The following is a 23,520-nucleotide window of genomic DNA, read 5'->3' as shown; positions in this document are numbered from 1 at the left end:
CTGAAATTCTATGACTCTTAAAAACAGCTACTTACAATCACGTTTTCTGATATCAGAAGATTTCGGAAAATCCGTCTGATCAAAATCAGCATCCCATTTAATTTTTTTTGTCCCTTCCTCATGAAAAATCATCGTCCCCTGCCAGCAAAAGAATAAAATCAGTAAAAAGATCAGCAAGGAAAGCCGCATGTTCGTTTTTTATCCCGAGAGAATCTACAGCAGAACGGAAGTGATGAGCAAACCATCACCAGTTCCGCCAGTAAATGGCATCTACTTCTGGTGGTTTAAGGAAATTCCTCCAGGTGTACCGACAGAGGGGTGCGTTACCTCTGACGGCTACACACTGCTGTATGTGGGTATCTCACCCGACCAGCGAGGGAAACCTAACAGCCGTTCGAACTTAAGGAAACGTATCAAAACGCACTATAGCGGCAATGCTGCTGGCTCAACGCTCAGGCGCACGCTGGGTGTGTTATTGAGTAGTTCTAGTGGCTTTCCGCTGCGCCGTGTGGGCTCTGGATCCAGAATGACATTTACTCATCCTGGCGAGCAGTGGCTTGATGTCTGGATGGAAAAGAATGCCAGGGTTCACTGGATACCTGTCGAAGCGCCCTGGGAGATTGAGGATAAACTGATCGCATCTATTCCCCTTCCATTAAACATTCAGGGGAATGCTCATGAATTTAAAATTACGCTTTCGGAAATGCGGAGGCTGGCTGCTGCCGAGGCAAGATTGATGGAGATTGCTGATGAAAGGGGGTTGAGAAGAAGATTAATGGCACCGACGTAAGTGGGACAGAATCAGTAAGCTAATCGTTCCTGCATTCCCTTCGGATAAGATGGTGCGACATTTTTGCCAACGAAATAACAAACTTATGCCCTAACTTAACATTAGTGCACTGTCTGTATCATTCTTTGGCTTCACAGAAACCCTGACAGCTAATGTTAATGTGCGACCTAGTTGCTTACAGTGGATACAGGTGCGGAACAGGTCGGTGATAAGGCGAATGATTTCTATTAATTGCACTTTTTTTTCGCTACATTATCGTAATTTTATGCCAAATGATGCGTTATTGTGTAATCTCTGATTATTGCATCCATCAAAATTTAAGTAAGAAGGATATCTGAATGGAATTCGATAAAATAAATGCATTCTTAGCCACAGCAATTGGCGGAATAATATTTAAATGGCTTGCGGGTGGGGTTTCTTCTTTTTGGTTGTGGTTAAATAAATCTCATCCTGATGAAGATTTTTTAGTATCTAAAATCAGCATAGCGAAACCCTTAATCAGACTAAGCCTCTGCAAGTACAAACAAAGTACTAAGCCCTATACTAAACACAACAAAATTTTCCTCGCAATATTTGGCTCTGTAGTTATAGTGATATCGATTATCGGTTTATACCAATTCACCAATATTGTTCAACAAGGGCCAATACAATGGATTGATTATAAACACAAAGAAACGAATGATTCGTTTTGGATAAAGGTGAATGAAGCCAAGAATAAACCAAATAAACCTGAATGGAACATATCCCCTGATACATGTCTTGATAGTAAGTCTTTAGCAAAAATAACTTTTATAAAGCAAGCCACTAAAGATTTTATCTGTAGCTACATGCTTGACCCCAAAAAGAAAGAAGCATTAAATAAAGCCGCCAATAAAAATGCACTCGGGTTGATGGTTTTAATTCCGATTGCTTACCTAACATTACTATTTTTCTTTATGCTAGGTTCTGCCATGTTTATTGATTTGTATATAAATAAAAAAATTACTAAATTTAACAATTCAGAAATAGAAAGAAGTTATCAGTACTTAACATAAATTAGGTTATAGGTAACTATTATTGCATAAAACATTGTTAAGAATATCTACTAACTTTCTGTCCGGCATAACCTCATAACCGCATGAACATACAAAGGGTAAATCTTTCGCCTGATGTAGCCAGATATAAACCAGGACAGGTATTACAGCTAAATGTAATACCTGTCCGTCGTTACTTGCGTACAACTGAACTAAGCATCAGCAAAAAGTATCCCAACTATTGAATTCCCGTTTAGTAATCCCCCTCTTCCCTCCCCCGCCTCAAACATATATGATTAAACAAATATGTATCAACTATCCACAGGGTTCGACCATGCTCCACCCGCTCCAGCTTTTCAAAACCCTCTCCGACGAAACGCGGCTCTCCATCGTCATGCTTCTGCGTGAAGCGGGCGAGCTATGCGTCTGCGATCTCTGCTCCGCGACCACAGAGTCACAGCCGAAAGTCTCGCGCCATATGGCCTTACTTCGTGAGTCCGGGCTGGTTATCGACCGTCGTGAGGGGAAGTGGGTCTATTACCGTTTGTCTCCGAACATGCCTGCGTGGGCAGCTACCGTCATCGATAACAGCTGGAACTGCCTGCGGGAAGAAACGCGTGCAAGGCTAAAAAACAGCCTTCCAGGGTTGTGTTAAACACATTCACAAAAACAGATATAACGGAGTAGAAGATGTTTCTGGCAGGGGCAATTTTTCTGTTTACGCTGGTACTGGTCATCTGGCAGCCCAAAGGGCTCAGTATCGGCTGGAGCGCGACAATTGGCGCCGGGCTGGCGCTGGCCAGCGGCGTCATCCACCTTAACGATATTCCGGTGGTATGGAATATCGTCTGGAATGCCACGGCGACGTTTATCGCCGTTATTATCATCAGCCTGCTGCTGGATGAGTCCGGCTTTTTCGAGTGGGCGGCGCTGCATGTCGCCCGCTGGGGAAACGGTCGGGGGCGTTTGCTGTTTACTTATATCGTGCTGCTGGGTGCGGCCGTCGCGGCGCTGTTTGCCAATGACGGTGCAGCGTTGATCCTGACACCTATCGTCATCGCCATGCTGCTGGCGCTGGGGTTCAGCAAGCAGGCCACACTGGCGTTTGTGATGGCGGCAGGTTTTATCGCCGATACCGCCAGCCTGCCGCTGATTGTGTCGAACCTGGTCAACATTGTGTCGGCAGACTTCTTTAAACTGGGCTTCGGCGAATACGCCTCGGTGATGATCCCGGTTGATATCGCCGCGATTGCTGCCACGCTGGTGATGCTGCATCTGTTCTTTCGCAAGGAAATTCCGCCGGAATATGATCTTGCGAAACTCCGTGAGCCTGCCCGGGCCATTCACGACCTCCCGACGTTCAGAACGGGCTGGATAGTGCTACTGCTTCTTCTCGTCGGCTTCTTTGTGCTTGAGCCTCTCGGCATTCCGGTCAGCGCCATTGCAACAGCTGGCGCGCTGATTTTATTCGCCGTTGCAAAACGCGGACACGCGATTAATACCGGAAAAGTGCTGCGCGGCGCACCGTGGCAGATCGTCATCTTCTCACTGGGGATGTATCTGGTGGTCTACGGTTTGCGTAACGCCGGGTTAACCGAATACCTTTCAGGCGTGCTGAATGCTCTCTCCACCCACGGTTTATGGGTGACTACCCTGGGAACCGGGTTCATCACCGCTTTCCTGTCATCCATAATGAACAATATGCCCACGGTGCTGATTGGCGCGCTCTCTATTGATGGCAGTACGGCAACAGGATTGATCAAGGAAGCGATGATTTATGCCAACGTGATTGGCTGCGATCTGGGGCCGAAAATCACGCCTATCGGTAGTCTCGCCACCCTGCTCTGGCTCCACGTGCTGGCGCAGAAAAACATGACCATTACCTGGGGTTACTATTTCCGGACGGGCATCATCATGACGCTGCCGGTTCTGTTTGTGACGCTCGCCGTGCTGGCGTTACGTCTCTCCTTCACACTGTAATGAGCCACTGATATGACCAACATCACCATTTACCACAATCCCGCCTGCGGCACCTCGCGCAACACGCTGGAGATGATCCGCAACAGCGGCACCGAGCCAGAGATCATTCTGTATCTGGACAATCCGCCGTCACGCGATGAACTGATCAAACTGATTTCCGACATGGGCATTTCGGTGCGGGCGCTGCTGCGCACAAACGTGGAGCCCTATGAACAGCTGGGCCTGGCAGAAGAGACATTCACTGACGACCAGCTTATCGGTTTCATGCTGCAATACCCGATCCTGATTAACCGTCCGATTGTGGTGACGCCGCTGGGCACCCGCCTGTGCCGCCCGTCTGAAGTGGTCCTCGATATTCTGCCAGATGTGCAGAAAGGGGCTTTTACGAAAGAGGACGGTGAAGCCGTCGTGGATGCCAGCGGGAAAAAAATCACTCAGAAATAGAGGCGGGCCTGCAGGCTAGCGGTCCCCCTCGCCTGCAATCCTTCCCACCATCGCCCGGATCTCCTCGCGCGTTAGCGGCGCTCTGTCGGTGACAAAGTGCAGCGTCATCCCTTCGATAAAGGCGTCCAGCGCGCGGGTGGTGACCGGGTCGAACCACTGCTCAAGCGTCGTCTGGCTCATCTGCATCCAGTCCTGCATCACCGTTTTCAGCGCTGCGCTGCGGTGCATAAAAGTGTAGAGCTGATACATCAGCGCCATGTTGTGCGGCGTCGTCACCTGCGAGCTGTGGATCAGCGTGTTGATAGATTCACACGCCATCTCCGGGCTGGTTACCCCCGCGAAGAAATCACGGTACTGCTGCGACATCTGCCGGGTAAACCACGTGAAAGCCTCTTCCAGCAGCGACTCCATGCCGTCAAAATAGTAGGTCATCGACCCCAGCGGAACCCCGGCACAGCTGGCGATTTTACGGTGCGTCACGGCATGGATCCCGTGCTCAGCAATGGTGTCCAGCGTCGCCTGCAGGATCTTCTCCCGGCGATGCGGGTCGTTTGGTGGTCTGCTCATACATGCCTCATCTGATTTGTGTACAAATGTACACAAACTTGCTAGTGTTGTCGCTATTGTTGTGCTTCTGGTGCTTATCTCAATGACTCTGACCTCATCCCGTAAGGCCCTGCGGTTGCGCATGTGGGCGCTTTTCATGTTCTTCTTTATTCCGGGTCTGCTGATGGCGTCCTGGGCCACGCGTACCCCGGCGATCCGCGACATTTTGTCGGTCTCCACCGCTGAGATGGGCATTGTGCTGTTTGGCCTGTCGATAGGATCAATGAGCGGTATTCTCTGCTCGGCGTGGCTGGTGAAACGCTTTGGTACCCGGGCAGTGATCCGCACCACCATGTGCTGCGCAATACTGGGGATGCTGGTGCTCAGCGTGGCGCTGTGGTATGCCTCGCCGGTCCTGTTTGCCCTGGGTCTGTTGATCTTTGGCGGCAGCTTTGGCGCGGCGGAAGTGGCCATTAACGTTGAAGGGGCTGCGGTCGAGCGCGAGATGAATAAAACCGTGCTGCCCATGATGCATGGCTTTTACAGCCTGGGCACGCTGGCTGGTGCGGGCGTGGGCATGGCCCTGACGGCCTCCGGCGTGAGCGCGAATCTGCATATCCTGCTGGCCGCGCTGATCTCAGTTGTGCCGGTGCTGACCGGCATCCGGGCGATCCCGGACGGCACAGGTAAGAACACCTCTGATGAACACAAAACGGCGGAAAAAGGGCTGCCGTTCTACCGCGATTTCCAGCTGATGCTGATCGGCGTGGTGGTGCTGGCGATGGCGTTTGCCGAAGGCTCCGCCAACGACTGGCTGCCACTGCTGATGGTGGACGGACACGGGTTTAGCCCGACCTCTGGCTCGCTGATCTACGCCGGGTTTACGCTGGGGATGACCGTCGGACGCTTTACCGGCGGCTGGTTTATCGACCGCTACAGCCGCGTGGCGGTGGTGCGCGCCAGCGCCCTGCTCGGCGGGCTGGGCATTGCGATGATCATCTTCGTGGATGTGGACTGGATTGCCGGCGTATCAGTGATCCTCTGGGGCCTGGGTGCCTCACTTGGCTTCCCGTTGACCATCTCCGCCGCCAGCGATACCGGACCGGATGCCCCGACGCGCGTCAGCGTGGTGGCGACCACAGGCTATCTGGCCTTCCTCGTCGGGCCGCCGCTGCTGGGCTTCCTGGGTGAGCACTACGGGCTGCGCAGGGCCATGCTGGTGGTGTTAGGGTTGGTCATGATTGCCGCACTGGTGGCGCGCGCCGTGGCGAAGCCGGAAAAAGAACAAACGACACTGGAGAAGGGATATGAGCGTTAAACTGATTGCAGTCGACATGGATGGCACCTTCCTGAGCGACGCGAAAACCTACAATCGCGAACGTTTTCTGGCGCAGTATGCGCGTATGAAGGAGCAAGGCATTCGCTTTGTGGTGGCCAGCGGTAACCAGTATTACCAGCTGATCTCCTTCTTCCCGGAGATTGCGCATGAGATTGCGTTTGTCGCCGAAAACGGTGGCTGGGTGGTCAGCGCCGGGGAAGATGTCTTTAACGGTGAACTGTCGAAAACGCACTTCGACACCGTTGCTGCCGTGCTAAACGACGTTCCCGGCATTGAGATTATCGCCTGCGGCAAAGGCAGCGCCTATACGCTCAAAGCCTATGACGATGAGTTCAAAGCTATCGCCGCGAAGTACTATCATCGCCTCGAAATGGTAAGTGATTTCGACAACCTGAACGATATTTTCTTCAAGTTCGGGCTCAACGTTTCTGATGATGAAATCCCGCGCATTCAGGCCATGCTGCACGAAAAACTCAACGACATTATGGTGCCCGTCACGACCGGCCACGGCAGTATCGACCTGATTATCCCCGGCGTGCATAAAGCCAACGGCCTGCGGATCCTGCAACAGCGCTGGGGCATTGACGACAGCGAGGTGGTCGCTTTCGGTGACAGCGGGAACGATGTGGAGATGCTGCGCCAGTCAGGCTTCAGCTTTGCGATGGCGAATGCCAGACCGCATATTAAAGCGGCCGCCCGCTTTGAAGCGCCGCATAATAACCAGGAAGGCGTACTGGATGTGATTGATAAGGTGCTCAACAGAGAAGCACCGTTTAATTGACACGTGCTGTCTGGTGCCCTCACCCTGACCCTCTCCCACCGGGAGAGGGAATAAGAATTATGGCTGCAGGGCGTTCCCGACGCGTTTGTCTTTCAGGAACATCACCATCAGCACAACCCACAGCACGCCGTTGGCGAGGTTAAACAGACTGAACAGACCGTTGCCGCCTAGCGCATAAGCGTGCTTGCTCACCTCGATCCCGACGGTAAAAATCAGCATCTGCAGCATACCCATCGCCGCCGAAACGGTGCCTTTACTCATTTCGCTGGCGAAGAGCGTCAGACGCACCAGCCCCGCATTCGCCACGCCAATACCGAAGGCGTAAATACTCAACCCCGCCGTCATCCACAGATAGGCATGAGATGATACCACCGTCGCCACCGCGGCCACGGTAAGGCCCGCCGCAATCGGCCAGCCGCCCATGATGATGAGCGAGCGCACCGTGCGTCGTGACGTCAGACGCGCCAGCACCAGATTACCGATAATCAGTGCGCCAAAAATCGGCACCTGCAGCAGCCCGTACTCGTAACTGCTGAGCTGTTCACCGCTGATGATAATGACCGGTGACTGGGCGATCCACGCCAGCAGCGGCAGGCTAACAAAGCCCGTCGCCAGCGCGCCTGCCACAAAGCGGCCGTTTTTCAGCACCGCTTTATAATCCCGTCCCAGCTCTTTCAGCGACAGCGTCTCACCCAGTCGGGTGGCCGTTTCCGGCATTGCGCGGTGCAGGCCAAAGAACGCGATGGCGGCCAGCACGGCGAAGAGCACAAACATGCCTTCCCACGGTGCCACATGCACCCACGCGGCGCCCACCAGCGGCCCCAGCAACGGAGCAATCAGCGCCACGTTCGCCATCAGCGCGGTGATTTTGATACACACCGCCTCCTCAAAGGACTCCTGAATGGCGGCATACCCCACGGCACCGATAAAGCACAGACTGACCCCCTGCAGGAAACGCAGCAGGGTGAACTGTTCAATGTTTTGCGCCAACAGCGTGGCGAGACAGGTCACGATAAACCACACCACGCCCGTCAGCATCACCGGACGGCGGCCAATACGATCCGAAAGCGGCCCTAACAGCCACTGTAAAAACATGCCGCCAGCCAGATAGGCGGTCATGGAGGTCGGCACCCATTCAATACCTGCGTTGTATTGCGCCACCACGGCCAGCATGCCGGGCTGGATCATATCGTTGCCGATATAGGTAGAGAACTCGTAAAGCACCAGACACAGAGGGAAAAGTAACGCCTGACGACCCAGACGCGTACCCGAAGAAGAACGGTTTAACATGCAATCTCTTTATGATGAAAAAATCGCGATGAGTGTAATGAATTGCCGCTGTCTGAGATAGCAAATTATCCAGAAGAAACAGAAATAAAGCATTTATCGTCGTTGTTTAAGGTTTCCTTAAGTTGACACCAATATGATAGCCATATTTCACGCTGCTAACCAACTCTATGACCCGCATATCCCCTCGTTCAGAATTGTCTAAGTTACCGACAAATAAGACAAAACAACTTTACCGCTTGCCTGTGCGCTTTTATGGTTATCAGCTTTTAGTGCTAATTGCCCTTGCCGTGGTGTTTACCTGGCTCTCTCGCGGCGAAACGCTTGATAAATGGATCACTGGCTTTTGGTATGACGCGGCAACACACCGTTTTCCGCTGCAGAAAAACCCGCTGCTGGATCTGCTGAATCACCGGCTGGCGAAGTACCTCGCCATCGCCATGGCGGTTGGGGCGCTGTTTTACGGTGCCTGGAAGCGCAATGCGAGACTGGTTACAGCCGCACTGCTGATGGGGCTTGGCACGCTGGTGGTTGGCGTGCTGAAAAGCCTGAGCCATCACAGCTGCCCGTGGGATCTGGTGGAGTATGGCGGTAAGGCCGTCTCTTACCCCCTGTTCAGTTCCGCTCCGGCAGACAGCGGTCCGGGCCGTTGCTTCCCCGGCGGCCATGCGTCCAGCGGCTTTATGGTGATGGGTCTGTTCTTTGCCTTCTGGCGCGAACGTCCGCGTCTCGCCTGGGGCTTTGTGGCCTTCGGTGTGGTGTTAGGTCTGGCGATGGGCTTTGGTCAGGTCATGCGCGGGGCGCATTTTTTCTCTCACAACCTGTGGGCTGGGTGGTGGGTCTGGTTTTCCCAGGTAGCGGTCTACGGCCTCGTTTCTGCCTGGTTTGCTAAAGAGTAAAAACGCTATGTTAGAGAATCTGAATTACCAGCTGTTTTATCTGATCAACGCCACCCCGGCCTCGCCTGAGTGGATGATCGATCTGGCCACTTTCCTGGCAAAAGATCTGATCAGTATTGTGCCGGTGCTGGCGGCCATCCTCTGGCTGTGGGGACCGCGCAACCAGGTCAACGCGCAGCGTCAGCTGGTGATCAAAGTGGCGATGACGCTCGGGGTCAGCGTGCTGGTCAGCTATGTTCTGGGTCTCGCCTTCCCGCACGATCGTCCTTTTGTCGAACACGTCGGCTATACCTTCCTGCACCACGCGCCGGATGACTCGTTCCCAAGCGATCACGGTACGGTGATCTTTGCTTTTGCGCTGGCCTTCCTGTTCTGGCATCGCCTGTGGTCAGGTGCACTGCTGATGGCCATTGCGGTCGCCATTGCCTGGTCTCGCGTGTATCTGGGTGTACACTGGCCGCTGGATATGGTTGGCGGCTTCCTGGTGGGGCTGATCGGCTGCGTCAGCGCGGCGATCCTGTGGAACCTCTTCGGGCTGGCGCTGTACCGCGGACTCTCGTCTCTCTATCGCACCCTTTTCGCTATCCCGATCCGCAAAGGCTGGATACGTGACTAACCCCGGTATGACAGGTTACACTTGAGCCCCCGCCCTGCGGGGGCTCACTTTTTCATCCTGAGGATCTATGGAAACACGCCGCGATGACCGCATAGCTCAGCTGATACAGGCGCTGAAGCGCAGTGATAAGCTTCATCTTAAGGAAGCCGCTACCCTCCTCGGCGTTTCAGAGATGACCATTCGCCGTGACCTGAACAGCGAGAGCGCGCCCGTCGTGCTGCTGGGCGGCTATATCGTGCTGGAGCCGCGTAGCGCCAGTCATTATCTGATCAGCGATCAAAAGACGCGCCTGGTTGAAGAGAAACGCAAAGCCGCACGCCTGGCGGCCTCTCTGGTACAACCCCACCAGACGCTGTTTTTTGACTGCGGCACCACCACGCCGTGGATAATCGAAGCCATCGACAGCAGTATCCCCTTTACCGCCGTGTGCTACTCGCTGAACACCTTCCTGGCCCTTCAGGAGAAACCCGAGTGCCGGGTGATCCTCTGTGGCGGTGAATTCCACGCCAGTAACGCCATTTTTAAGCCGCTCAATCTTCAGGATACGCTCAGCAATCTGTGCCCGGATATTGCCTTTTACTCCGCGGCGGGCGTCAGTACCCGTCAGGGGGCAACCTGTTTTAACCTGGAAGAGTTGCCGGTAAAACACTGGGCATTAAGCGCCGCGCAGTACCATGTGCTGGTGGTGGATCACAGCAAGTTCGGCAAGGTGCGTCCGGCACGGATGGGCGAGCTGGCACAGTTCAATGCCATCGTCAGCGATTGCCGCCCGGATGAAGAATACGTGACCTACGCGAAGGCGCAGCAGGTGAAGTTGATGTATTGAGAGGGGTGCGGTCTGATGCCTCACCCCGGCCCTCTCCCACTGGGAGAGGGTGAAAAGCGGGAAGACTTAACTAAACCAGCTGCCAAACCAGCTATGGAATTTCATCATCACGAAGTCCCACATCCGGCTGAAGAAGCCGCCCTCTTCGACCGCTTCCATTACAATCAGCGGACGCTGTTCAATCGACTTGCCGTTTAACTGGAAATCAATCGTCCCGACCACCTGGCCTTTTTTCAGCGGCGCGGTGAGCTGCGGATCGGTCAGGGTATAGCTCGCTTTCAGGTTTTTCAGCTGACCACGTGGAATGGTCACCGACCCGGCTTCACCGGCCCCCAGGTTCACCTCACTCTTGTCACCAAACCAGACGCGCTGGCTGACGAACGTGGCATCCGGTTTAATCGGCGTCACGGTTTCAAAGAAGCGGAAGCCCCAGGTCAGCAGTTTTTCTGACTCGTTAAAACGAATACGGTCGGTTTTGGTGCCCAGCACCACCGAGATCAGACGCATGTCACCCTGGGTCGCGGAGGCCACCAGGTTATAACCCGCCCCGGCCGTGGTGCCGGTTTTCATCCCGTCAACGTTGACGTTGCTGCTCCACAGCAGACGGTTGCGGTTCGGCTGGCGGATTTTATTAAAGGTAAACTCTTTCTCTTTGTGGATGGCATATTCGTCCGGCACATCGTGGATGAGCGCCTTGCCGAGCAGCGCCATATCGCGCGCAGTACTGAACTGGCCCGGCGCATCCAGGCCGTGGACGGTTTTAAAGGTGGTATTGGTCAGACCCAGCTTTTGCGCATAGCCGTTCATCAGGCCAATAAACGAGTCCTGGCTTCCCGCGACATAATCTGCCAGGGCGATACAGGCATCGTTGCCGGACTGGATAATCACCCCTTTATTCAGATCGGAAACGGAAACCTGATCGCCGGGTTTCAGGAACATGACCGATGACCCGCGCAGCGCCGGGTTACCGGTCGCCCAGGCGTCTTTCCCGATAGTGACCATATCGTCCAGCTTGATCTTACCTGCCTTCAAGGCCTGGCCCACCACGTAGCTGGTCATGATTTTGGTCAGGCTGGCCGGGTCGAGTTTCTCATCCGCATTGCCTTCCGCCAGCACTTTACCGCTGGAGTAATCCATCAGGATCCAGGCACGCGCATCTACCGGCGGCGCTTCGGGCGCAGCCTGCTCAGCCGCATAGAGAGTTGGTGCAAACAGGAAAAGGAGCGCAGAGCCTGCCGCCAGGCTGCGCAGAGAAGTCATTTTTCGCGTCATAAATGCCACCCGAGTGTCCATTCAAAAATTACGTCACATCACCGTGTCGCAAGAAGCGATGAGTAATAGCGCACTAAAACGGTTAATGAAACCCAACGAGGGTAAAGTTATTAAAGTTTATGCAATAACATTCAGATACGCTTTGATTAAGGCGATTTTTTTCTCTTCTGTTGCGTAATTGTTAGGTTTATCTCACCATGGCGAAAAGCTGACTCGGATTCACATCTATCGGGAGTAATTATGATTACGCTGTGGGGCAGGAATAATTCGACCAACGTCAAAAAAGTGCTCTGGACGCTGGAGGAGCTGGATTTACCGTTTAACCAGATAATGGCGGGTTTGCAGTATGGGGTTAATAAAGACGCCGACTACCTGGCGATGAACCCGAACGGCCTGGTGCCGCTGCTGCGCGATGATGAGACGGACGCCACACTGTGGGAATCCAACACCATTGTCCGCTATCTGGCCGCCCAGTATGGGCAAGGCCGTCTGTGGGTAGAAAATCCGGCCCGCCGCGCGCAGGGGGAAAAATGGATGGACTGGGCCAACCAGACGCTTTCCCCCACGCACCGCGTGCTCCTGATGGGGCTGGTCAGAACCCCGGAAGCCGAGCGCGACTATCCCGCCATTCATGCGGCGCAGGACGCCTGTGAACATCTGTTTGCGATGATGGACGATGAGCTGGCGAAGCACGCCTGGTTCTCGGGTGCGGACTTCGGCGTGGGCGATATTGCCGTTGCGCCATTTGTCTGGAACCTGACCAACATCGGTCTGACGTGGATGCCGCGCCCACACCTGGATCGCTGGCGTAAACAGCTGAGCGAACGCCCGGCGTACCGTAACGTGGTGATGATCCCGGTAAGCTGATCACCTCCCGGACGGGCTGACTTTCAGCAACTGCCCGTCCGTTTCATCGGTCAGAACATACAGATAGCCGTCCGGCCCGACGCGCACATCGCGGATACGCTGATCCCGGTCGCCCAGGATCCGCCCGTCCTCGGTCACCGTGTTGCCGTTCACGCTCAGGACGATCACGTCCTTCTCCTTCAGCGCCCCGATAAACAGCTTGTTTTTCCACTGCGGGAACACGTCACTGTCATAAAACGCCATCCCGCTCACGGCGGGTGAGACTTTCCAGACAAACAGCGGTTTTTCGGTTCCTTCAACGTGTTCACCTTTCGCCTCAGGAATTTTTAATCCGCTATAGTTGATACCGTGGGTCGCCAGCGGCCAGCCATAGTTTTTCCCTTTCTCCGGGATGTTGATCTCATCCCCGCCCCGCGGGCCGTGTTCGTTAAGCCACAGCGTGTCGCTCCACGGGTTCATCGCCATCCCTTGCGGGTTACGAATGCCATAAGACCAGATTTCCGGCCGCGCACCGGCGGTGTTTACAAAGGGGTTATCCGGCGGGACTTTGCCATCCTCCGTCAGGCGCACCACTTTCCCCTGGAGTTTATCCAGATCCTGCGCCGTCGGGCGCTTGTTGTTTTCGCCCAGCGCAATAAACAGATAGCCTTTGCCATCAAATACCAGCCTTCCGCCAAAGTGGTTACCGGTGGAGAGTTTCGGCATCTGACGGAACACCACCTGGAACGCCTCAAGGCGGGAAAGATCGTCGCTTAAGCGCCCGTAACCCACCGCCGTTCCGGCTTTGCCGTCAGCGCCTGCCTCGGCGTAACTCAGCCAGACGCGGCGCGAGGTGGCAAAATCCGGCGCCAGCACCACGTCCAGCAGCCCTCCCTGTCCGTTGGCCCAGACTTTGGGCACCCCTGTTATCGGGTCTGACAGCCCTTTCCCGGCCTGCCAGTGTTTCAACTGGCCGCCCTTCAACGTCACGAGCAGCCCTTTATTATCCGGCAGGAACGCCAGCGACCAGGGGTGTTCGAGTTTGTTCTGCAATACTTCAACCTTAACCGCATCAGGCGCAGCAAGGAGCGAAAACGGAAATAACAACGCAGGCAGGAAAATCAGCGAGGATCGGTGCATAACGCGCTCCTTTATCGGCATATGGCATAAAGATTAGCCACTACGTCCGGGCGCGTTATCACTTTTACAAAAGCTTAATCAGAAGGGGGAGTTGCCTCCCCCGGAATCAGTGCTGTTCAAGCTTCGCGTGCTCGTTCAGACACATGATGCATAGAGAGAGCGTTGTCAGGCAGTTTTCAAGCTTCTCCGCGTTTACAGCGATAAAAGTCGGGCAGTCATGGCGTCCGTTCATCAGACAAACCCCGGCAATGGAGAGCACCTCGGCGGCGCGGCGCAGCGCAATACATTCGCTTTCTGCGTATTCCGCTTTCAGGATGGGTGCTTTTTCACGCATGAAATTGCAAAGTTCAAAGAAATTATCACGCAGATGTTCGCTTTCGCTGACTGACATATACCCTTTCGCCTTCCTCAGTTGCAGATATGCGGCAAGGTCGATTCGGGCGTTGATCAGCTTGTTCAGCAGATCGCGTTTCAGTCTGTCAACGGACATGCTCATTCCTCCTCTGTCAGCCCCTGTGCACAGTCAGAATAAGGTTATTTTTTGTACAGTTTAATGCCTGAGATCAATTATTCTTAACTGATTAACATTCTTTACAATGTTACAACCTTCGCGGGCACCATCTGCACTGCAAAGAGTGTATAAATCCCCCGCGATACGCTGTAAAATCCCGCCCTGATAACTCCATAATTGATGAATTTTTAACCTATGAGCAATGATACGCACCCGCCGAAAATCGGCTTTGTCTCCCTGGGCTACCCGAAAAACCTGGTGGATTCTGAACGCATCCTGACCGAACTTCGCACCGAGGGCTACGACGTGGTGCCAAGCTACGACAACGCCGACATGGTGATCGTGAACACCTGCGGGTTTATCGACAGCGCGGTTCAGGAATCCCTGGAAGCCATTGGTGAAGCCCTGACGGAAAACGGCAAAGTGATTGTGACCGGCTGCCTGGGCGCAAAAGAAGACCAGATCCGTGAAGTGCACCCGAAGGTGCTGGAGATCACCGGTCCACACAGCTACGAGCAGGTGCTGGAACATGTTCATCACTACGTACCCAAGCCTAAGCACAACCCGTTCCTGAGCCTGGTGCCGGAACAGGGCGTGAAGCTGACACCGCGTCACTACGCTTACCTGAAAATTTCCGAAGGCTGCAACCATCGCTGCACCTTCTGCATTATCCCGTCCATGCGTGGCGATCTGGTGAGCCGCCCAATTGGCGACGTGCTGGCAGAAGCCAAACGTCTGGCGGACGCGGGCGTGAAGGAGCTGCTGGTGATCTCCCAGGACACCTCTGCCTACGGCGTGGATGTGAAGCACCGTTCCGGTTTCCACAACGGCGAGCCGGTGAAAACCAGCATGGTCGGCCTGTGCGAACAGCTCGCTAAACTGGGCATCTGGACGCGTCTGCACTACGTCTACCCTTATCCGCACGTTGATGACGTGATCCCGCTGATGGCCGAAGGCAAAATCCTGCCGTACCTGGATATCCCGCTGCAGCACGCCAGCCCGCGTATCCTGAAGCTGATGAAACGCCCAGGCTCCGTTGACCGCCAGCTGGCGCGCATCAAGCAGTGGCGTGAAATCTGCCCGGATCTGACCCTGCGTTCGACCTTCATCGTTGGCTTCCCGGGTGAAACCGAAGAAGACTTCCAGATGCTGCTCGACTTCCTGAAAGAGGCCCGTCTGGACCGCGTGGGCTGCTTCAAGTACAGCCCGGTTGAAGGCGCGACCGCTAACGAACTGGCGGATCAGGTGCCGGAAGAGGTGAAAGAAGAGCGCTGGAACCGCTTCATGCAGCTGCAACAGCAGATCTCTGCTGAACGTCTGCAGGAGAAAGTGGGCCGCGAAATTATGGTCATCATCGACGAAGTTGACGAAGAAGGCGCGATTGGCCGCAGCATGGCGGATGCCCCTGAAATCGACGGCGCGGTGTACCTGAACGGCGAAACCAGCGTCAAGCCGGGTGACATCATTCGCGTGAAAGTGGAAAACGCCGACGAGTACGATCTGTGGGGTAGCCGGGTTTAATCTCGCTGCACCTCATTTTCAGGCCGGGTAAGGCGTAGCCGCCACCCGGCACATTCCACTGCCCTACCCCTTAATCCGCGGATCCAGCGCATCGCGCAGCCCATCCCCCAGCAGGTTGAACGCCAGCACGGTCAGGAAAATCGCCAGACTCGGGAATATCGCCACATGCGGCGCAATCACCATATCTGCCCTCGCCTCGTTGAGCATCGCGCCCCACTCCGGCGTCGGTGGCTGTGCGCCTAGTCCCAGAAACGACAGGCTGGCGGCCGAGATAATCGACACGCCGATACGCATGGTGAAATAGACCACAATCGACGACACCGTCCCCGGCAGAATATGGCTGAAGAGGATGTTGGCGTCGCTGGCCCCCATACTGCGGGCGGATTCAATAAAGGTCTGCTGCTTCAGTACCAGCGTATTGCCGCGCACCAGGCGGGCAAACGCCGGGATCGAAAAGACCGCGACGGCGATGATGACGTTCGCCATTCCGCTGCCCATAATGGCGACAACCGCAATCGCCAGCAAAATGCCGGGAAAGGCAAACAGCACGTCGCAAATGCGCATAATGATCCGGTCCCACCAGCCTTCGTAATACCCCGCCACCAGGCCCAGGACGGTGCCAATCACCGCACCGATAAGCACCGCAAACACCCCGGCGGCGAGCGATATCTGCGCGCCCATCAGCACGCGGCTAAAAATATCGCGCCCCAGAGAGTCCACGCCGAACCAGTGCATCATCGACGGTCCGTCATTCAGGCGGTCGTAATCAAAGTAGTTTTCCGCATCATACGGTGCCACCCACGGCGCAATGGCCGCCACCACAATCAGCAGCAGTACAAACAGCCCCGCCGTCATGGCGACAGGCTGGCGACGAAAGCGCCGCCAGAATTCAGACCACGGGGTGCGGATATGGTCCGGCTTCAGCCCCGGCATAGCGTTTACAATGGCCTGACGACGCCAGTTCAACAATCGCATCTTACTTATACCTGATGGCCGGATTAATGGCGGCGTACAGCACATCCACCACTAAATTGATAAGAATAAACTCCAGCGAGAAGAGCAGGACTTCCGCCTGAATGACCGGATAGTCGCGCATCTCGACCGAATCCACCAGCAGGCGCCCCAGCCCCGGCCAGTTGAAGACCTTTTCCACCACGATAGAGCCACCCAGCAGGAAACCAAATTGCAGCCCCATCATGGTCACCACCGGGATCATCGCGTTGCGAAAACCGTGCTTGAGAATGACCCACTTCTCGCTCACCCCTTTCGCCCGTGCGGTGCGGATGTAGTCCTCACTCAACACGTCAACGAACGAGGCGCGGGTAAAACGTGCCATCACCGCCGAAACGGCCGCGCCCAGCGTCATGGACGGCAGGATGTAGTGCTTCCAGGTGTCGGCCCCGACGGTGGGCAACCAGCCCAGCTCCACGGAGAAAATCTGCATCAGGAGCATCCCCAGCGCAAAGGCCGGGAAAGAGATCCCGGTCACCGCCAGCGCCATGCCAAGCTTATCCGGCCAGCGGTTGCGCCAGACGGCAGCGACAATCCCGGCGCCAAGCCCAAACACCACCGCCCAGCTCATGCTGGCTATCGTTAACCAGAACGTGGGCATAAAGCGGCTGGCAATCTCTTCCGACACCGGACGACGCGACACCATTGAGATACCAAAATCGCCCTGCAGAACGTTGCACATATAATGGATGAACTGGATATACAGCGGCTGGTCGAGGCCAAGCTGCTTACGCACCAGCTCAATGACGGTGGCATCCGCTTCGGGCCCGGCTACCAGACGCGCCGGATCGCCCGGCAGCATATGGACAAACAGAAACACCAGCACCGCCACAATCAGCAGCGTCGGGATAAGCCCGAGCAGGCGTTTACAAACATAATTGAGCATGAGTGTTATTTTAAATCCGCATCGTCAAAGCTAAAGCCCGTATCCGGCATGATGTAGAACCCGGTCAACGCTTTGTTATGCGCAGAAACCAGTTTTTCCACCACCAGCGGTACCCACGGCGACTCTTTCCAGATGATATCCTGAGCGTCTTTGTAGAGGCGCGCTTTCTCGTCTGGTTTCGTGGTTTTCAGCGCATCGGCAAGATCTTTGTCCACCTGCGGATTGCTGTAGAATGCCGTGTTGAACAGGGTCGGCGGCCAGTTCTGCGAGGCGAACAGCGGCGACAGCGCCCAGTCGGCCTCACCGGTAGAGGCCGACCAGCCGGTGTAGAACATCCGCACGCCGCTCTCTTTCTGGCCTTTACCTTCCACTTCAGCCGCACGCTGTCCGGCATCCATTGCGGTAACCTGCACCTTAATACCGACCTGCGCCAGCTGCTGCTGGGTGAACTGCAGCACCTTCTGCGCGGTACTGTGATTATGTGACGACCACAGCGTGGTGCTAAAGCCGTTCGGGAAACCCGCCTCTTTTAACAGTTCACGGGCTTTCGCCGGATCGTATGGCCACGGCTGATAGCTTTGCGCATAGGCAATAGCCGGCGGCAGGACGCCGGAGGCCGGGGTGGCGAAGCCAGCGAAGGCCACTTTTACCAGCGCCTGACGGTTAATGGCGTAGTTAATGGCCTCGCGCACTTTGGGATTATCAAACGGTTTTTGCGTTACGTTCATACTGATGTAACGCTGCATAATGGACGGACTGGCCACCAGCTCCAGCTTGCTGTTCTTCTGCAGGATCGCCGCCTGCTCGTACGGGATCGGGAAGGCAAACTGTGCCTCGCCGGTTTGCAGCATCGCCGCGCGGGTGTTGTTGTCCACCACCGGACGCCAGGTGATGGTGTCGAGCTTCGGCAGCCCCTGCTGCCAGTAGCCGGCGAATTTCTTCACCTTCACAAAGTCCGTCTGGTTCCAGGTAACCAGCTCATACGGGCCGGTCCCGACCGGATGGAACCCAATCTCACTGCCGTATTTTTTCAGCGCAGCAGGCGAGATCATCGCCGTCGCCGGATGCGCCAGAATATTGATAAAGGCTGAGAACGGCTCTTTGAGGGTGATTTTCACCGTTGTCGGGTCAACCACTTCAGTGCTGGCGATATTTTTATAAAGGTTGTAGCGCTTGAGGCTGTTTTGCGGGTTGCTGGCGCGATCGAGGTTGATCTTCACCGCCTCCGCGTTGAAATCGGTGCCATCCTGGAACTTCACGCCGGTTCTGAGCTTGATGGTATACACCAGCCCGTTATCCGATACGGTGTACCCTTCCGCCAGCACATTTTTCAGCTTCATCTCTCTGTCCAGGCCAAACAGCCCCTGGTAGAACGATTTGGCGACCGCCTGCGACAGCGTATCGTTGGCGTCATAGGGATCGAGGGTAGTGAAATTGGAGCCAACGGCAACCACCACATCTTTGGCAGCGAACGCGGGGGACACGGCCAGGGCTGCCGTCACGCTCGCGGCTAACAGCCATGTACGAGCAACAAATTTAACCATTGTGTTCTCCTGCCTGTTATAGGTTATAACCGCGAAAATGCATTGTCCTGACGCGGTGGGGCAACAAAATGACCGGGGCCCACCTCACGCAGCGTGACCCGCTCCATGATCTCGCCCCGTTTACGAATATTGCTCGGCATCTCATCCTGCAGCAGCACGCGCTGGCCGTGACGATGCGCGGGATCGGCAACCGGTACCGCTGCCATCAGCTTACGGGTGTACGGGTGCTGCGGGTTCTCAAACACCGCCCGCCGCGGACCAATCTCGACGATTTGCCCCAGATACATCACCGCCACACGATGGCTGATGCGTTCAACCACCGCCATGTCATGGGAAATAAAGAGGAAGGCAATCCCCATATCCCGCTGTAAGTCGAGCAATAAATTGATGATTTGCGCGCGGATAGAGACATCCAGCGCCGAGACGGACTCGTCCGCAATCACCACTTTTGGATTAAGGGCCAGCGCGCGGGCAATACAGATACGCTGTCGCTGGCCACCGGAAAACTCATGCGGGTAACGCCAGGCATGTTCCGGCTTCAGGCCCACGCGTTCCAGCAGCCACGCCACCCGACGCTGTGCGGCGTCGCCGTCGAGCAGGTTATGCACCCGCAGCGGCTCCATAATCGAATACCCCACCGTATGGCGCGGATCCAGAGAGGCATAAGGGTCCTGAAAAATAAACTGGATATCCCGCCTCACCGCCTGAAGTTTGCTGTCCGCAAGGGTATCGATCCGCTCACCGTTAAAGGTAATGGTCCCTTCCTGCGACGCCACCAGCCGGAGTAACGCGCGCCCGGTGGTGGATTTGCCGCAGCCCGACTCTCCCACCAGCGCCAGCGTTTCGCCTGGCCACAGATCAAAACTGACGTTTTCCACCGCATGGACTTCACGCTTCACACGGTTGAAAATGCCGCTGCGCAGAGGAAAACGGGTCACCAGACCCCGCACTTCCAGTATGGGCTTGCCGGGCACCACGGTGTCCTGCTCGGTTTCGTCTTCCTGACGGCCCGCCGCCTCAAGGGAAATCAGCGGGAAACGGCGCGGCAGCTCGCTGCCGTTCATCGCTCCCAGACGCGGAACCGCCGCCAGCAGCGCTTTGGTATAGGGATGCGCGGGCGCATGGAAAATCTGCTCGACCGTGCCGGTTTCTACCGCCCTGCCCTGGTGCATCACCAGCACGCGATCGGCAATATCGGCGACTACGCCCATATCGTGGGTGATAAAAATCACCCCCATCTCCATCTCCTGCTGCAGCACTTTGATAAGCTGCAGGATCTGCGCCTGGATGGTGACATCCAGCGCTGTCGTCGGTTCGTCGGCAATCAATACCGCCGGACGGCAGGAGAGCGCCATGGCAATCATTACCCGCTGACGCATCCCGCCGGAGAGCTGATGCGGATAGCGCCCGAGGATCGCCTGCGCCTCCGGAATGCGAACCAGCTCCAGCATCCGTTTGGCTTCCAGGAGCGCTTCATCGCCGCTCAGCCCCTGATGCAGACGGATGGACTCAGCAATTTGTTCCCCGACCGGGAAGACCGGGTTCAGCGAGGTCATCGGCTCCTGGAAGATCATCGCGATATCCGCCCCGCGCACGCCCTGCATCTGTGCTGCGCTCAGCTCGTTTACATCAATGACCTGACGATTGCGACGGCGCAGGAGCATCTTCTCGCTGCTGATTTGCCCGCCCGTCTGTTCCAGCAGGCGCATCAGCGCCAGCGCGGTGACCGATTTCCCGGAACCGGACTCACCCACAATCGCCAGCGTTTCGCCGCGGTTGAGCGAGAACGATAAATTCTCAACTGCGGGGATGAACTGCCGCTCTTCCTGAAACGCAATATTCAGCTGATGGACAGCCAGCACTTCGCGGTTATCCAGCTCTTCACTGTGCGGCACGCGTTGCCCCCTTATTCACGATAGATCCCGGTACTGGGTTCGTCACCAGCATAGCCCCAGGCGCGGTACATCCCTTCGCTGTTGAACGGCAGGGCCACGTTGCCTTCACGATCCACCGCGATGAGTCCACCCTCACCGCCCAGCGCGGGCAACTTTTCCATCACCACACGCTCGCAGGCCTCACTCAGGCTGAGCCCGCCGTAATCCATCAGGGCGGTAATGTCGTACGCCGCAAGGGTGCGAATAAACACTTCGCCGGTCCCGGTGCAGGAGACCGCCGCCGTGGCATTATTGGCATAGCACCCGGCGCCCGGCAACGGACTGTCGCCCACCCGCCCCGGTAACTTGTTGGTCATACCGCCGGTTGAGGTGGCCGCCGCCAGATTACCGGCTTTATCCAGTGCCACCGCGCCAACCGTGCCCATTTTGGTGGTTTCATCGAGCGGTGCAGAATGATCCAGCTGCGTCATGCCCGCCGTACGGGCTGCCAGCAGCTGCTGGTAGCGCTCGTCAGTGGAAAAAAGATCCGGTGATACCCGCTCCATCCCGTGTTCGAAGGCAAAGTTTTCCGCCCCGACGCCCGTCAGTAGCACATGAGGACTCTCCTCCATCACCCGTCGCGCCGCCAGAATCGGGTTGCGCAGATGACTCACGCCCGCCACGGCCCCTGCTTTCAGGGTGACGCCATCCATCACGCAGGCATCCAGCTCGTGCGTCTCGTCACGCGTATACACGGACCCTATCCCCGCATTGAACAGCGGACACTCTTCCAGCAGACGCACCGCTTCGGTCACCACATCCAGCGCGCTTTCGCCCGCCTCCAGCATTCGCTGGCCCGTTTCAACAATGGCGTAGAGCGCATCAATGTAGCGCTTCTCCTGCTCAGGAGTGAGCTGTGCACGGGTAATAGCCCCGGCGCCGCCATGAATTGCGATTACCGCATTAACCATTTCGCCTCACCTGTCAGCCTGCATGGCGGCTTTTTCTATAAATATCATTATCGTTGATGATTCTTCAGATAATTTTTGAATATAGAAAGACGCAACTGCGATGTAAAGGGTACTCATGGTGGGTCATACAGTTAGCCGCACTTTTCTGCCATAATGAGCGCTTTCGTTGTTACTGTGCTGGAGCCCACCATGGATTTTACCGCCGGACTGATGCCGCTTGAGACGGCACTCACGCAGATGCTTGACCGACTTTCCCCGCTGCACGACGTTGAGACGCTGCCGTTAGCGCACTGCTTTGGCCGTATTGCCGCGCGCGATATTGTCTCTCCGCTTAACGTGCCGGGGTTTGATAACTCCGCGATGGACGGTTACGCGGTGCGCCTGGCGGATATCCAGACGGGTCAGGCGCTGCCTGTCGCGGGTAAAGCCTTTGCCGGTCAACCATTTGCCGGTGAATGGCCTGCGGGCACCTGCGTGCGCATCATGACCGGCGCGCCAGTCCCCGCAGGCTGCGATGCGGTGGTGATGCAGGAAGAGACCGAACAGACCGTTGACGGCGTGCGCTTTACCGCCAGCGTCAAAGCAGGCCAGAACATCCGCCGTACCGGCGAAGATATTGCTCTTGACGCAACGGTATTCGCTGCGGGGCAGAAGCTGACGGTGGGTGAACTGCCGGTACTGGCCTCGCTCGGTATCGCGGACATTGAGGTGATCCGTAAGGTGCGCGTGGCGCTCTTTTCTACCGGTGACGAACTGCAGCTTCCGGGCCAGCCGCTGCAGGACGGGCAGATTTACGACACCAACCGTCTGGCGGTACACCTGATGCTGGAGCAGCTGGGGTGTGAGGTGATTAACCTTGGCATCATTCCTGATGACCCGGAAAAACTGCGCGCCGCCTTTATTGAGGCAGACAACGCGGCCGACGTGGTGATCAGCTCCGGCGGTGTTTCGGTGGGTGAAGCGGATTACACCAAAACCATCCTGGAAGAGCTGGGTGAAATCGCCTTCTGGAAGCTGGCCATCAAGCCGGGCAAACCGTTCGCTTTTGGCAAGCTTAAGCACAGCTGGTTCTGCGGCCTGCCGGGTAACCCGGTCTCTGCCGCCCTGACCTTCTACCAGCTGGTGATCCCACTGCTGGCGAAGCTTTCGGGTAACCGTGCCAGTCCGCTGCCGGTACGCCAGCGCGTGCGTGCCGCTACGCGCCTTAAGAAATCCCCCGGTCGTCTTGATTTCCAGCGCGGTATTCTGACGCGCAACGCGGAGGGCGAGCTGGAAGTGAGCACCACCGGCCATCAGGGCTCGCACATTTTCAGCTCCTTCAGCCAGGGCAACTGCTTTATCGTGCTGGAGCGCGAGCGTGGCAACGTGGAAGCTGGCGAATGGGTTGAGGTGGAGCGCTTTAACCACCTGTTCGGAGGCTGAG

Annotated in this window: 22 protein-coding genes and 1 pseudogene; 13 read left to right on the top strand and 10 right to left on the bottom strand. The window is 56.1% G+C overall.

Annotated features, from left to right (window positions below; genetic code table 11):
* Positions 1-187 precede the first annotated feature (187 nt).
* From EKN38_RS25945 to arsC, 5 genes are all read left to right on the top strand, one after another.
* Positions 188-790 carry a GIY-YIG nuclease family protein gene (locus EKN38_RS25945; protein WP_014831221.1) on the top strand — a complete coding sequence of 201 codons (603 nt, stop codon included), beginning with the start codon at positions 188-190 and terminating at the stop codon, positions 788-790.
* A gap of 338 nt (positions 791-1,128) precedes the next feature.
* Positions 1,129-1,824, top strand: coding sequence for a DUF6216 family protein (locus tag EKN38_RS05750; RefSeq protein WP_014831220.1), 696 nt, complete (start codon positions 1,129-1,131; stop codon positions 1,822-1,824).
* A gap of 313 nt (positions 1,825-2,137) precedes the next feature.
* On the top strand, positions 2,138-2,458 hold the full coding sequence (locus tag EKN38_RS05745) for a metalloregulator ArsR/SmtB family transcription factor (protein ID WP_014831219.1): 321 nt from the start codon (positions 2,138-2,140) through the stop codon (positions 2,456-2,458).
* A gap of 35 nt (positions 2,459-2,493) precedes the next feature.
* A complete protein-coding gene (locus tag EKN38_RS05740) occupies positions 2,494-3,783 on the top strand; it encodes an arsenic transporter (protein ID WP_014831218.1) in 1,290 nt (429 codons plus the stop codon).
* A 12-nt stretch (positions 3,784-3,795) separates the two neighbouring features.
* On the top strand, positions 3,796-4,227 hold the full coding sequence (gene arsC, locus EKN38_RS05735) for a glutaredoxin-dependent arsenate reductase (protein WP_014831217.1): 432 nt from the start codon (positions 3,796-3,798) through the stop codon (positions 4,225-4,227).
* A gap of 15 nt (positions 4,228-4,242) precedes the next feature.
* Here the strand turns inward: arsC and EKN38_RS05730 are convergent, their stop codons facing one another.
* On the bottom strand, positions 4,243-4,794 hold the full coding sequence (locus EKN38_RS05730; RefSeq protein WP_126521795.1) for a TetR/AcrR family transcriptional regulator: 552 nt from the start codon (positions 4,792-4,794) through the stop codon (positions 4,243-4,245).
* Positions 4,795-4,876: 82 nt separating this feature from the next.
* Between EKN38_RS05730 and EKN38_RS05725 the strand changes: the two genes are divergently transcribed.
* On the top strand, positions 4,877-6,091 hold the full coding sequence (locus tag EKN38_RS05725; RefSeq protein ID WP_014831215.1) for an MFS transporter: 1,215 nt from the start codon (positions 4,877-4,879) through the stop codon (positions 6,089-6,091).
* Entirely contained in the window at positions 6,081-6,893 is an 813-nt protein-coding gene (locus EKN38_RS05720) for a Cof-type HAD-IIB family hydrolase (RefSeq protein ID WP_014831214.1), read from the top strand. Before EKN38_RS05725 ends, EKN38_RS05720 begins: the two co-directional genes overlap by 11 nt.
* 57 nt (positions 6,894-6,950) lie before the next feature.
* Here EKN38_RS05720 and EKN38_RS05715 read toward each other — a convergent pair whose 3' ends face one another.
* Positions 6,951-8,183: an MFS transporter gene (locus EKN38_RS05715; RefSeq protein ID WP_014831213.1), complete on the bottom strand. Its 1,233-nt coding sequence runs from the start codon at positions 8,181-8,183 to the stop codon at positions 6,951-6,953.
* Between the two features lie 167 nt (positions 8,184-8,350).
* Here EKN38_RS05715 and EKN38_RS05710 point away from each other — a divergent pair, with 167 nt between their 5' ends.
* The 3 genes from EKN38_RS05710 (at position 8,351) to deoR (ending at position 10,521) form a co-directional block, all read left to right on the top strand.
* The gene (locus EKN38_RS05710) at positions 8,351-9,079 is read left to right on the top strand and encodes a phosphatase PAP2 family protein (RefSeq protein ID WP_043951588.1); all 729 of its coding nucleotides are present in this window, start codon (positions 8,351-8,353) and stop codon (positions 9,077-9,079) included.
* A gap of 7 nt (positions 9,080-9,086) precedes the next feature.
* On the top strand, positions 9,087-9,695 hold the full coding sequence (gene ybjG / locus EKN38_RS05705; RefSeq protein ID WP_014831211.1) for an undecaprenyl-diphosphate phosphatase: 609 nt from the start codon (positions 9,087-9,089) through the stop codon (positions 9,693-9,695).
* Between the two features lie 67 nt (positions 9,696-9,762).
* The gene (gene deoR, locus EKN38_RS05700) at positions 9,763-10,521 is read left to right on the top strand and encodes a DNA-binding transcriptional repressor DeoR (protein WP_013097425.1); all 759 of its coding nucleotides are present in this window, start codon (positions 9,763-9,765) and stop codon (positions 10,519-10,521) included.
* Positions 10,522-10,587: 66 nt separating this feature from the next.
* On the opposite strand, the gene dacC is transcribed toward deoR, so the two are convergent.
* Positions 10,588-11,793 (bottom strand): serine-type D-Ala-D-Ala carboxypeptidase, encoded by a 1,206-nt coding sequence (gene dacC / locus EKN38_RS05695; protein ID WP_014831210.1) that lies wholly within the window; start codon positions 11,791-11,793, stop codon positions 10,588-10,590.
* A gap of 240 nt (positions 11,794-12,033) precedes the next feature.
* Here dacC and EKN38_RS05690 point away from each other — a divergent pair, with 240 nt between their 5' ends.
* Positions 12,034-12,660 (top strand): glutathione S-transferase family protein, encoded by a 627-nt coding sequence (locus EKN38_RS05690; RefSeq protein WP_014831209.1) that lies wholly within the window; start codon positions 12,034-12,036, stop codon positions 12,658-12,660.
* On the opposite strand, the gene EKN38_RS05685 is transcribed toward EKN38_RS05690, so the two are convergent.
* Together EKN38_RS05685 and bssR are read right to left on the bottom strand one after the other, a co-directional pair.
* Entirely contained in the window at positions 12,661-13,779 is a 1,119-nt protein-coding gene (locus EKN38_RS05685) for a PQQ-dependent sugar dehydrogenase (RefSeq protein WP_014831208.1), read from the bottom strand.
* A gap of 106 nt (positions 13,780-13,885) precedes the next feature.
* The gene (gene bssR, locus EKN38_RS05680; protein ID WP_013097430.1) at positions 13,886-14,269 is read right to left on the bottom strand and encodes a biofilm formation regulator BssR; all 384 of its coding nucleotides are present in this window, start codon (positions 14,267-14,269) and stop codon (positions 13,886-13,888) included.
* A 216-nt stretch (positions 14,270-14,485) separates the two neighbouring features.
* On the opposite strand from bssR, the gene rimO reads away from it, so the two are divergent.
* On the top strand, positions 14,486-15,811 hold the full coding sequence (rimO, locus tag EKN38_RS05675; protein ID WP_126521793.1) for a 30S ribosomal protein S12 methylthiotransferase RimO: 1,326 nt from the start codon (positions 14,486-14,488) through the stop codon (positions 15,809-15,811).
* 63 nt (positions 15,812-15,874) lie between these two features.
* Here rimO and gsiD read toward each other — a convergent pair whose 3' ends face one another.
* From gsiD to iaaA, 5 genes and pseudogenes are all read right to left on the bottom strand, one after another.
* A complete protein-coding gene (gene gsiD / locus EKN38_RS05670) occupies positions 15,875-16,786 on the bottom strand; it encodes a glutathione ABC transporter permease GsiD (protein WP_014831206.1) in 912 nt (303 codons plus the stop codon).
* Between the two features lies 1 nt (position 16,787).
* Positions 16,788-17,708, bottom strand: a complete 921-nt coding sequence (gene gsiC / locus EKN38_RS05665) for a glutathione ABC transporter permease GsiC (protein ID WP_014831205.1) — start codon at positions 17,706-17,708, stop codon at positions 16,788-16,790.
* Between the two features lie 5 nt (positions 17,709-17,713).
* The gene (gene gsiB, locus EKN38_RS05660) at positions 17,714-19,252 is read right to left on the bottom strand and encodes a glutathione ABC transporter substrate-binding protein GsiB (protein ID WP_014831204.1); all 1,539 of its coding nucleotides are present in this window, start codon (positions 19,250-19,252) and stop codon (positions 17,714-17,716) included.
* Positions 19,253-19,275: 23 nt separating this feature from the next.
* Positions 19,276-21,147, bottom strand: a complete 1,872-nt coding sequence (gsiA, locus tag EKN38_RS05655; RefSeq protein ID WP_014831203.1) for a glutathione ABC transporter ATP-binding protein GsiA — start codon at positions 21,145-21,147, stop codon at positions 19,276-19,278.
* Positions 21,134-22,097, bottom strand: a pseudogene (gene iaaA / locus EKN38_RS05650) (beta-aspartyl-peptidase). Before iaaA ends, gsiA begins: the two are co-directional and overlap by 14 nt.
* Before the next feature lie 189 nt (positions 22,098-22,286).
* On the opposite strand from iaaA, the gene moeA reads away from it, so the two are divergent.
* Positions 22,287-23,519 (top strand): molybdopterin molybdotransferase MoeA, encoded by a 1,233-nt coding sequence (gene moeA, locus EKN38_RS05645; protein ID WP_014831201.1) that lies wholly within the window; start codon positions 22,287-22,289, stop codon positions 23,517-23,519.
* The last annotated feature ends 1 nt before the right edge of the window (position 23,520 follow it).

The organism is Enterobacter sp. WCHEn045836, from assembly GCF_003965585.1.
Taxonomy (GTDB): Bacteria; Pseudomonadota; Gammaproteobacteria; order Enterobacterales; family Enterobacteriaceae; genus Enterobacter; species Enterobacter dissolvens.
Note: the sequence above shows the minus strand (reverse complement) of the source record. Positions and strands in the feature narration are given on the sequence as shown.

Excerpts from the sequence above, each read along its gene's own strand:
- gsiD (WP_014831206.1), bottom strand. The coding sequence starts at position 16,786 with ATGCGATTGTTGAACTGGCGTCGTCAGGCCATTGTAAACGCTATGCCG.
- moeA (WP_014831201.1), top strand. The coding sequence starts at position 22,287 with ATGGATTTTACCGCCGGACTGATGCCGCTTGAGACGGCACTCACGCAG.
- EKN38_RS05730 (WP_126521795.1), bottom strand. The coding sequence starts at position 4,794 with ATGAGCAGACCACCAAACGACCCGCATCGCCGGGAGAAGATCCTGCAG.
- EKN38_RS05750 (WP_014831220.1), top strand. The coding sequence starts at position 1,129 with ATGGAATTCGATAAAATAAATGCATTCTTAGCCACAGCAATTGGCGGA.
- EKN38_RS05685 (WP_014831208.1), bottom strand. The coding sequence starts at position 13,779 with ATGCACCGATCCTCGCTGATTTTCCTGCCTGCGTTGTTATTTCCGTTT.
- EKN38_RS05690 (WP_014831209.1), top strand. The coding sequence starts at position 12,034 with ATGATTACGCTGTGGGGCAGGAATAATTCGACCAACGTCAAAAAAGTG.
- EKN38_RS05740 (WP_014831218.1), top strand. The coding sequence starts at position 2,494 with ATGTTTCTGGCAGGGGCAATTTTTCTGTTTACGCTGGTACTGGTCATC.
- rimO (WP_126521793.1), top strand. The coding sequence starts at position 14,486 with ATGAGCAATGATACGCACCCGCCGAAAATCGGCTTTGTCTCCCTGGGC.
- EKN38_RS05725 (WP_014831215.1), top strand. The coding sequence starts at position 4,877 with ATGACTCTGACCTCATCCCGTAAGGCCCTGCGGTTGCGCATGTGGGCG.
- gsiC (WP_014831205.1), bottom strand. The coding sequence starts at position 17,708 with ATGCTCAATTATGTTTGTAAACGCCTGCTCGGGCTTATCCCGACGCTG.
- gsiB (WP_014831204.1), bottom strand. The coding sequence starts at position 19,252 with ATGGTTAAATTTGTTGCTCGTACATGGCTGTTAGCCGCGAGCGTGACG.
- EKN38_RS05715 (WP_014831213.1), bottom strand. The coding sequence starts at position 8,183 with ATGTTAAACCGTTCTTCTTCGGGTACGCGTCTGGGTCGTCAGGCGTTA.
- EKN38_RS05720 (WP_014831214.1), top strand. The coding sequence starts at position 6,081 with ATGAGCGTTAAACTGATTGCAGTCGACATGGATGGCACCTTCCTGAGC.
- ybjG (WP_014831211.1), top strand. The coding sequence starts at position 9,087 with ATGTTAGAGAATCTGAATTACCAGCTGTTTTATCTGATCAACGCCACC.
- dacC (WP_014831210.1), bottom strand. The coding sequence starts at position 11,793 with ATGACGCGAAAAATGACTTCTCTGCGCAGCCTGGCGGCAGGCTCTGCG.
- EKN38_RS05710 (WP_043951588.1), top strand. The coding sequence starts at position 8,351 with ATGACCCGCATATCCCCTCGTTCAGAATTGTCTAAGTTACCGACAAAT.
- deoR (WP_013097425.1), top strand. The coding sequence starts at position 9,763 with ATGGAAACACGCCGCGATGACCGCATAGCTCAGCTGATACAGGCGCTG.
- arsC (WP_014831217.1), top strand. The coding sequence starts at position 3,796 with ATGACCAACATCACCATTTACCACAATCCCGCCTGCGGCACCTCGCGC.
- bssR (WP_013097430.1), bottom strand. The coding sequence starts at position 14,269 with ATGTCCGTTGACAGACTGAAACGCGATCTGCTGAACAAGCTGATCAAC.
- EKN38_RS05745 (WP_014831219.1), top strand. The coding sequence starts at position 2,138 with ATGCTCCACCCGCTCCAGCTTTTCAAAACCCTCTCCGACGAAACGCGG.
- EKN38_RS25945 (WP_014831221.1), top strand. The coding sequence starts at position 188 with ATGTTCGTTTTTTATCCCGAGAGAATCTACAGCAGAACGGAAGTGATG.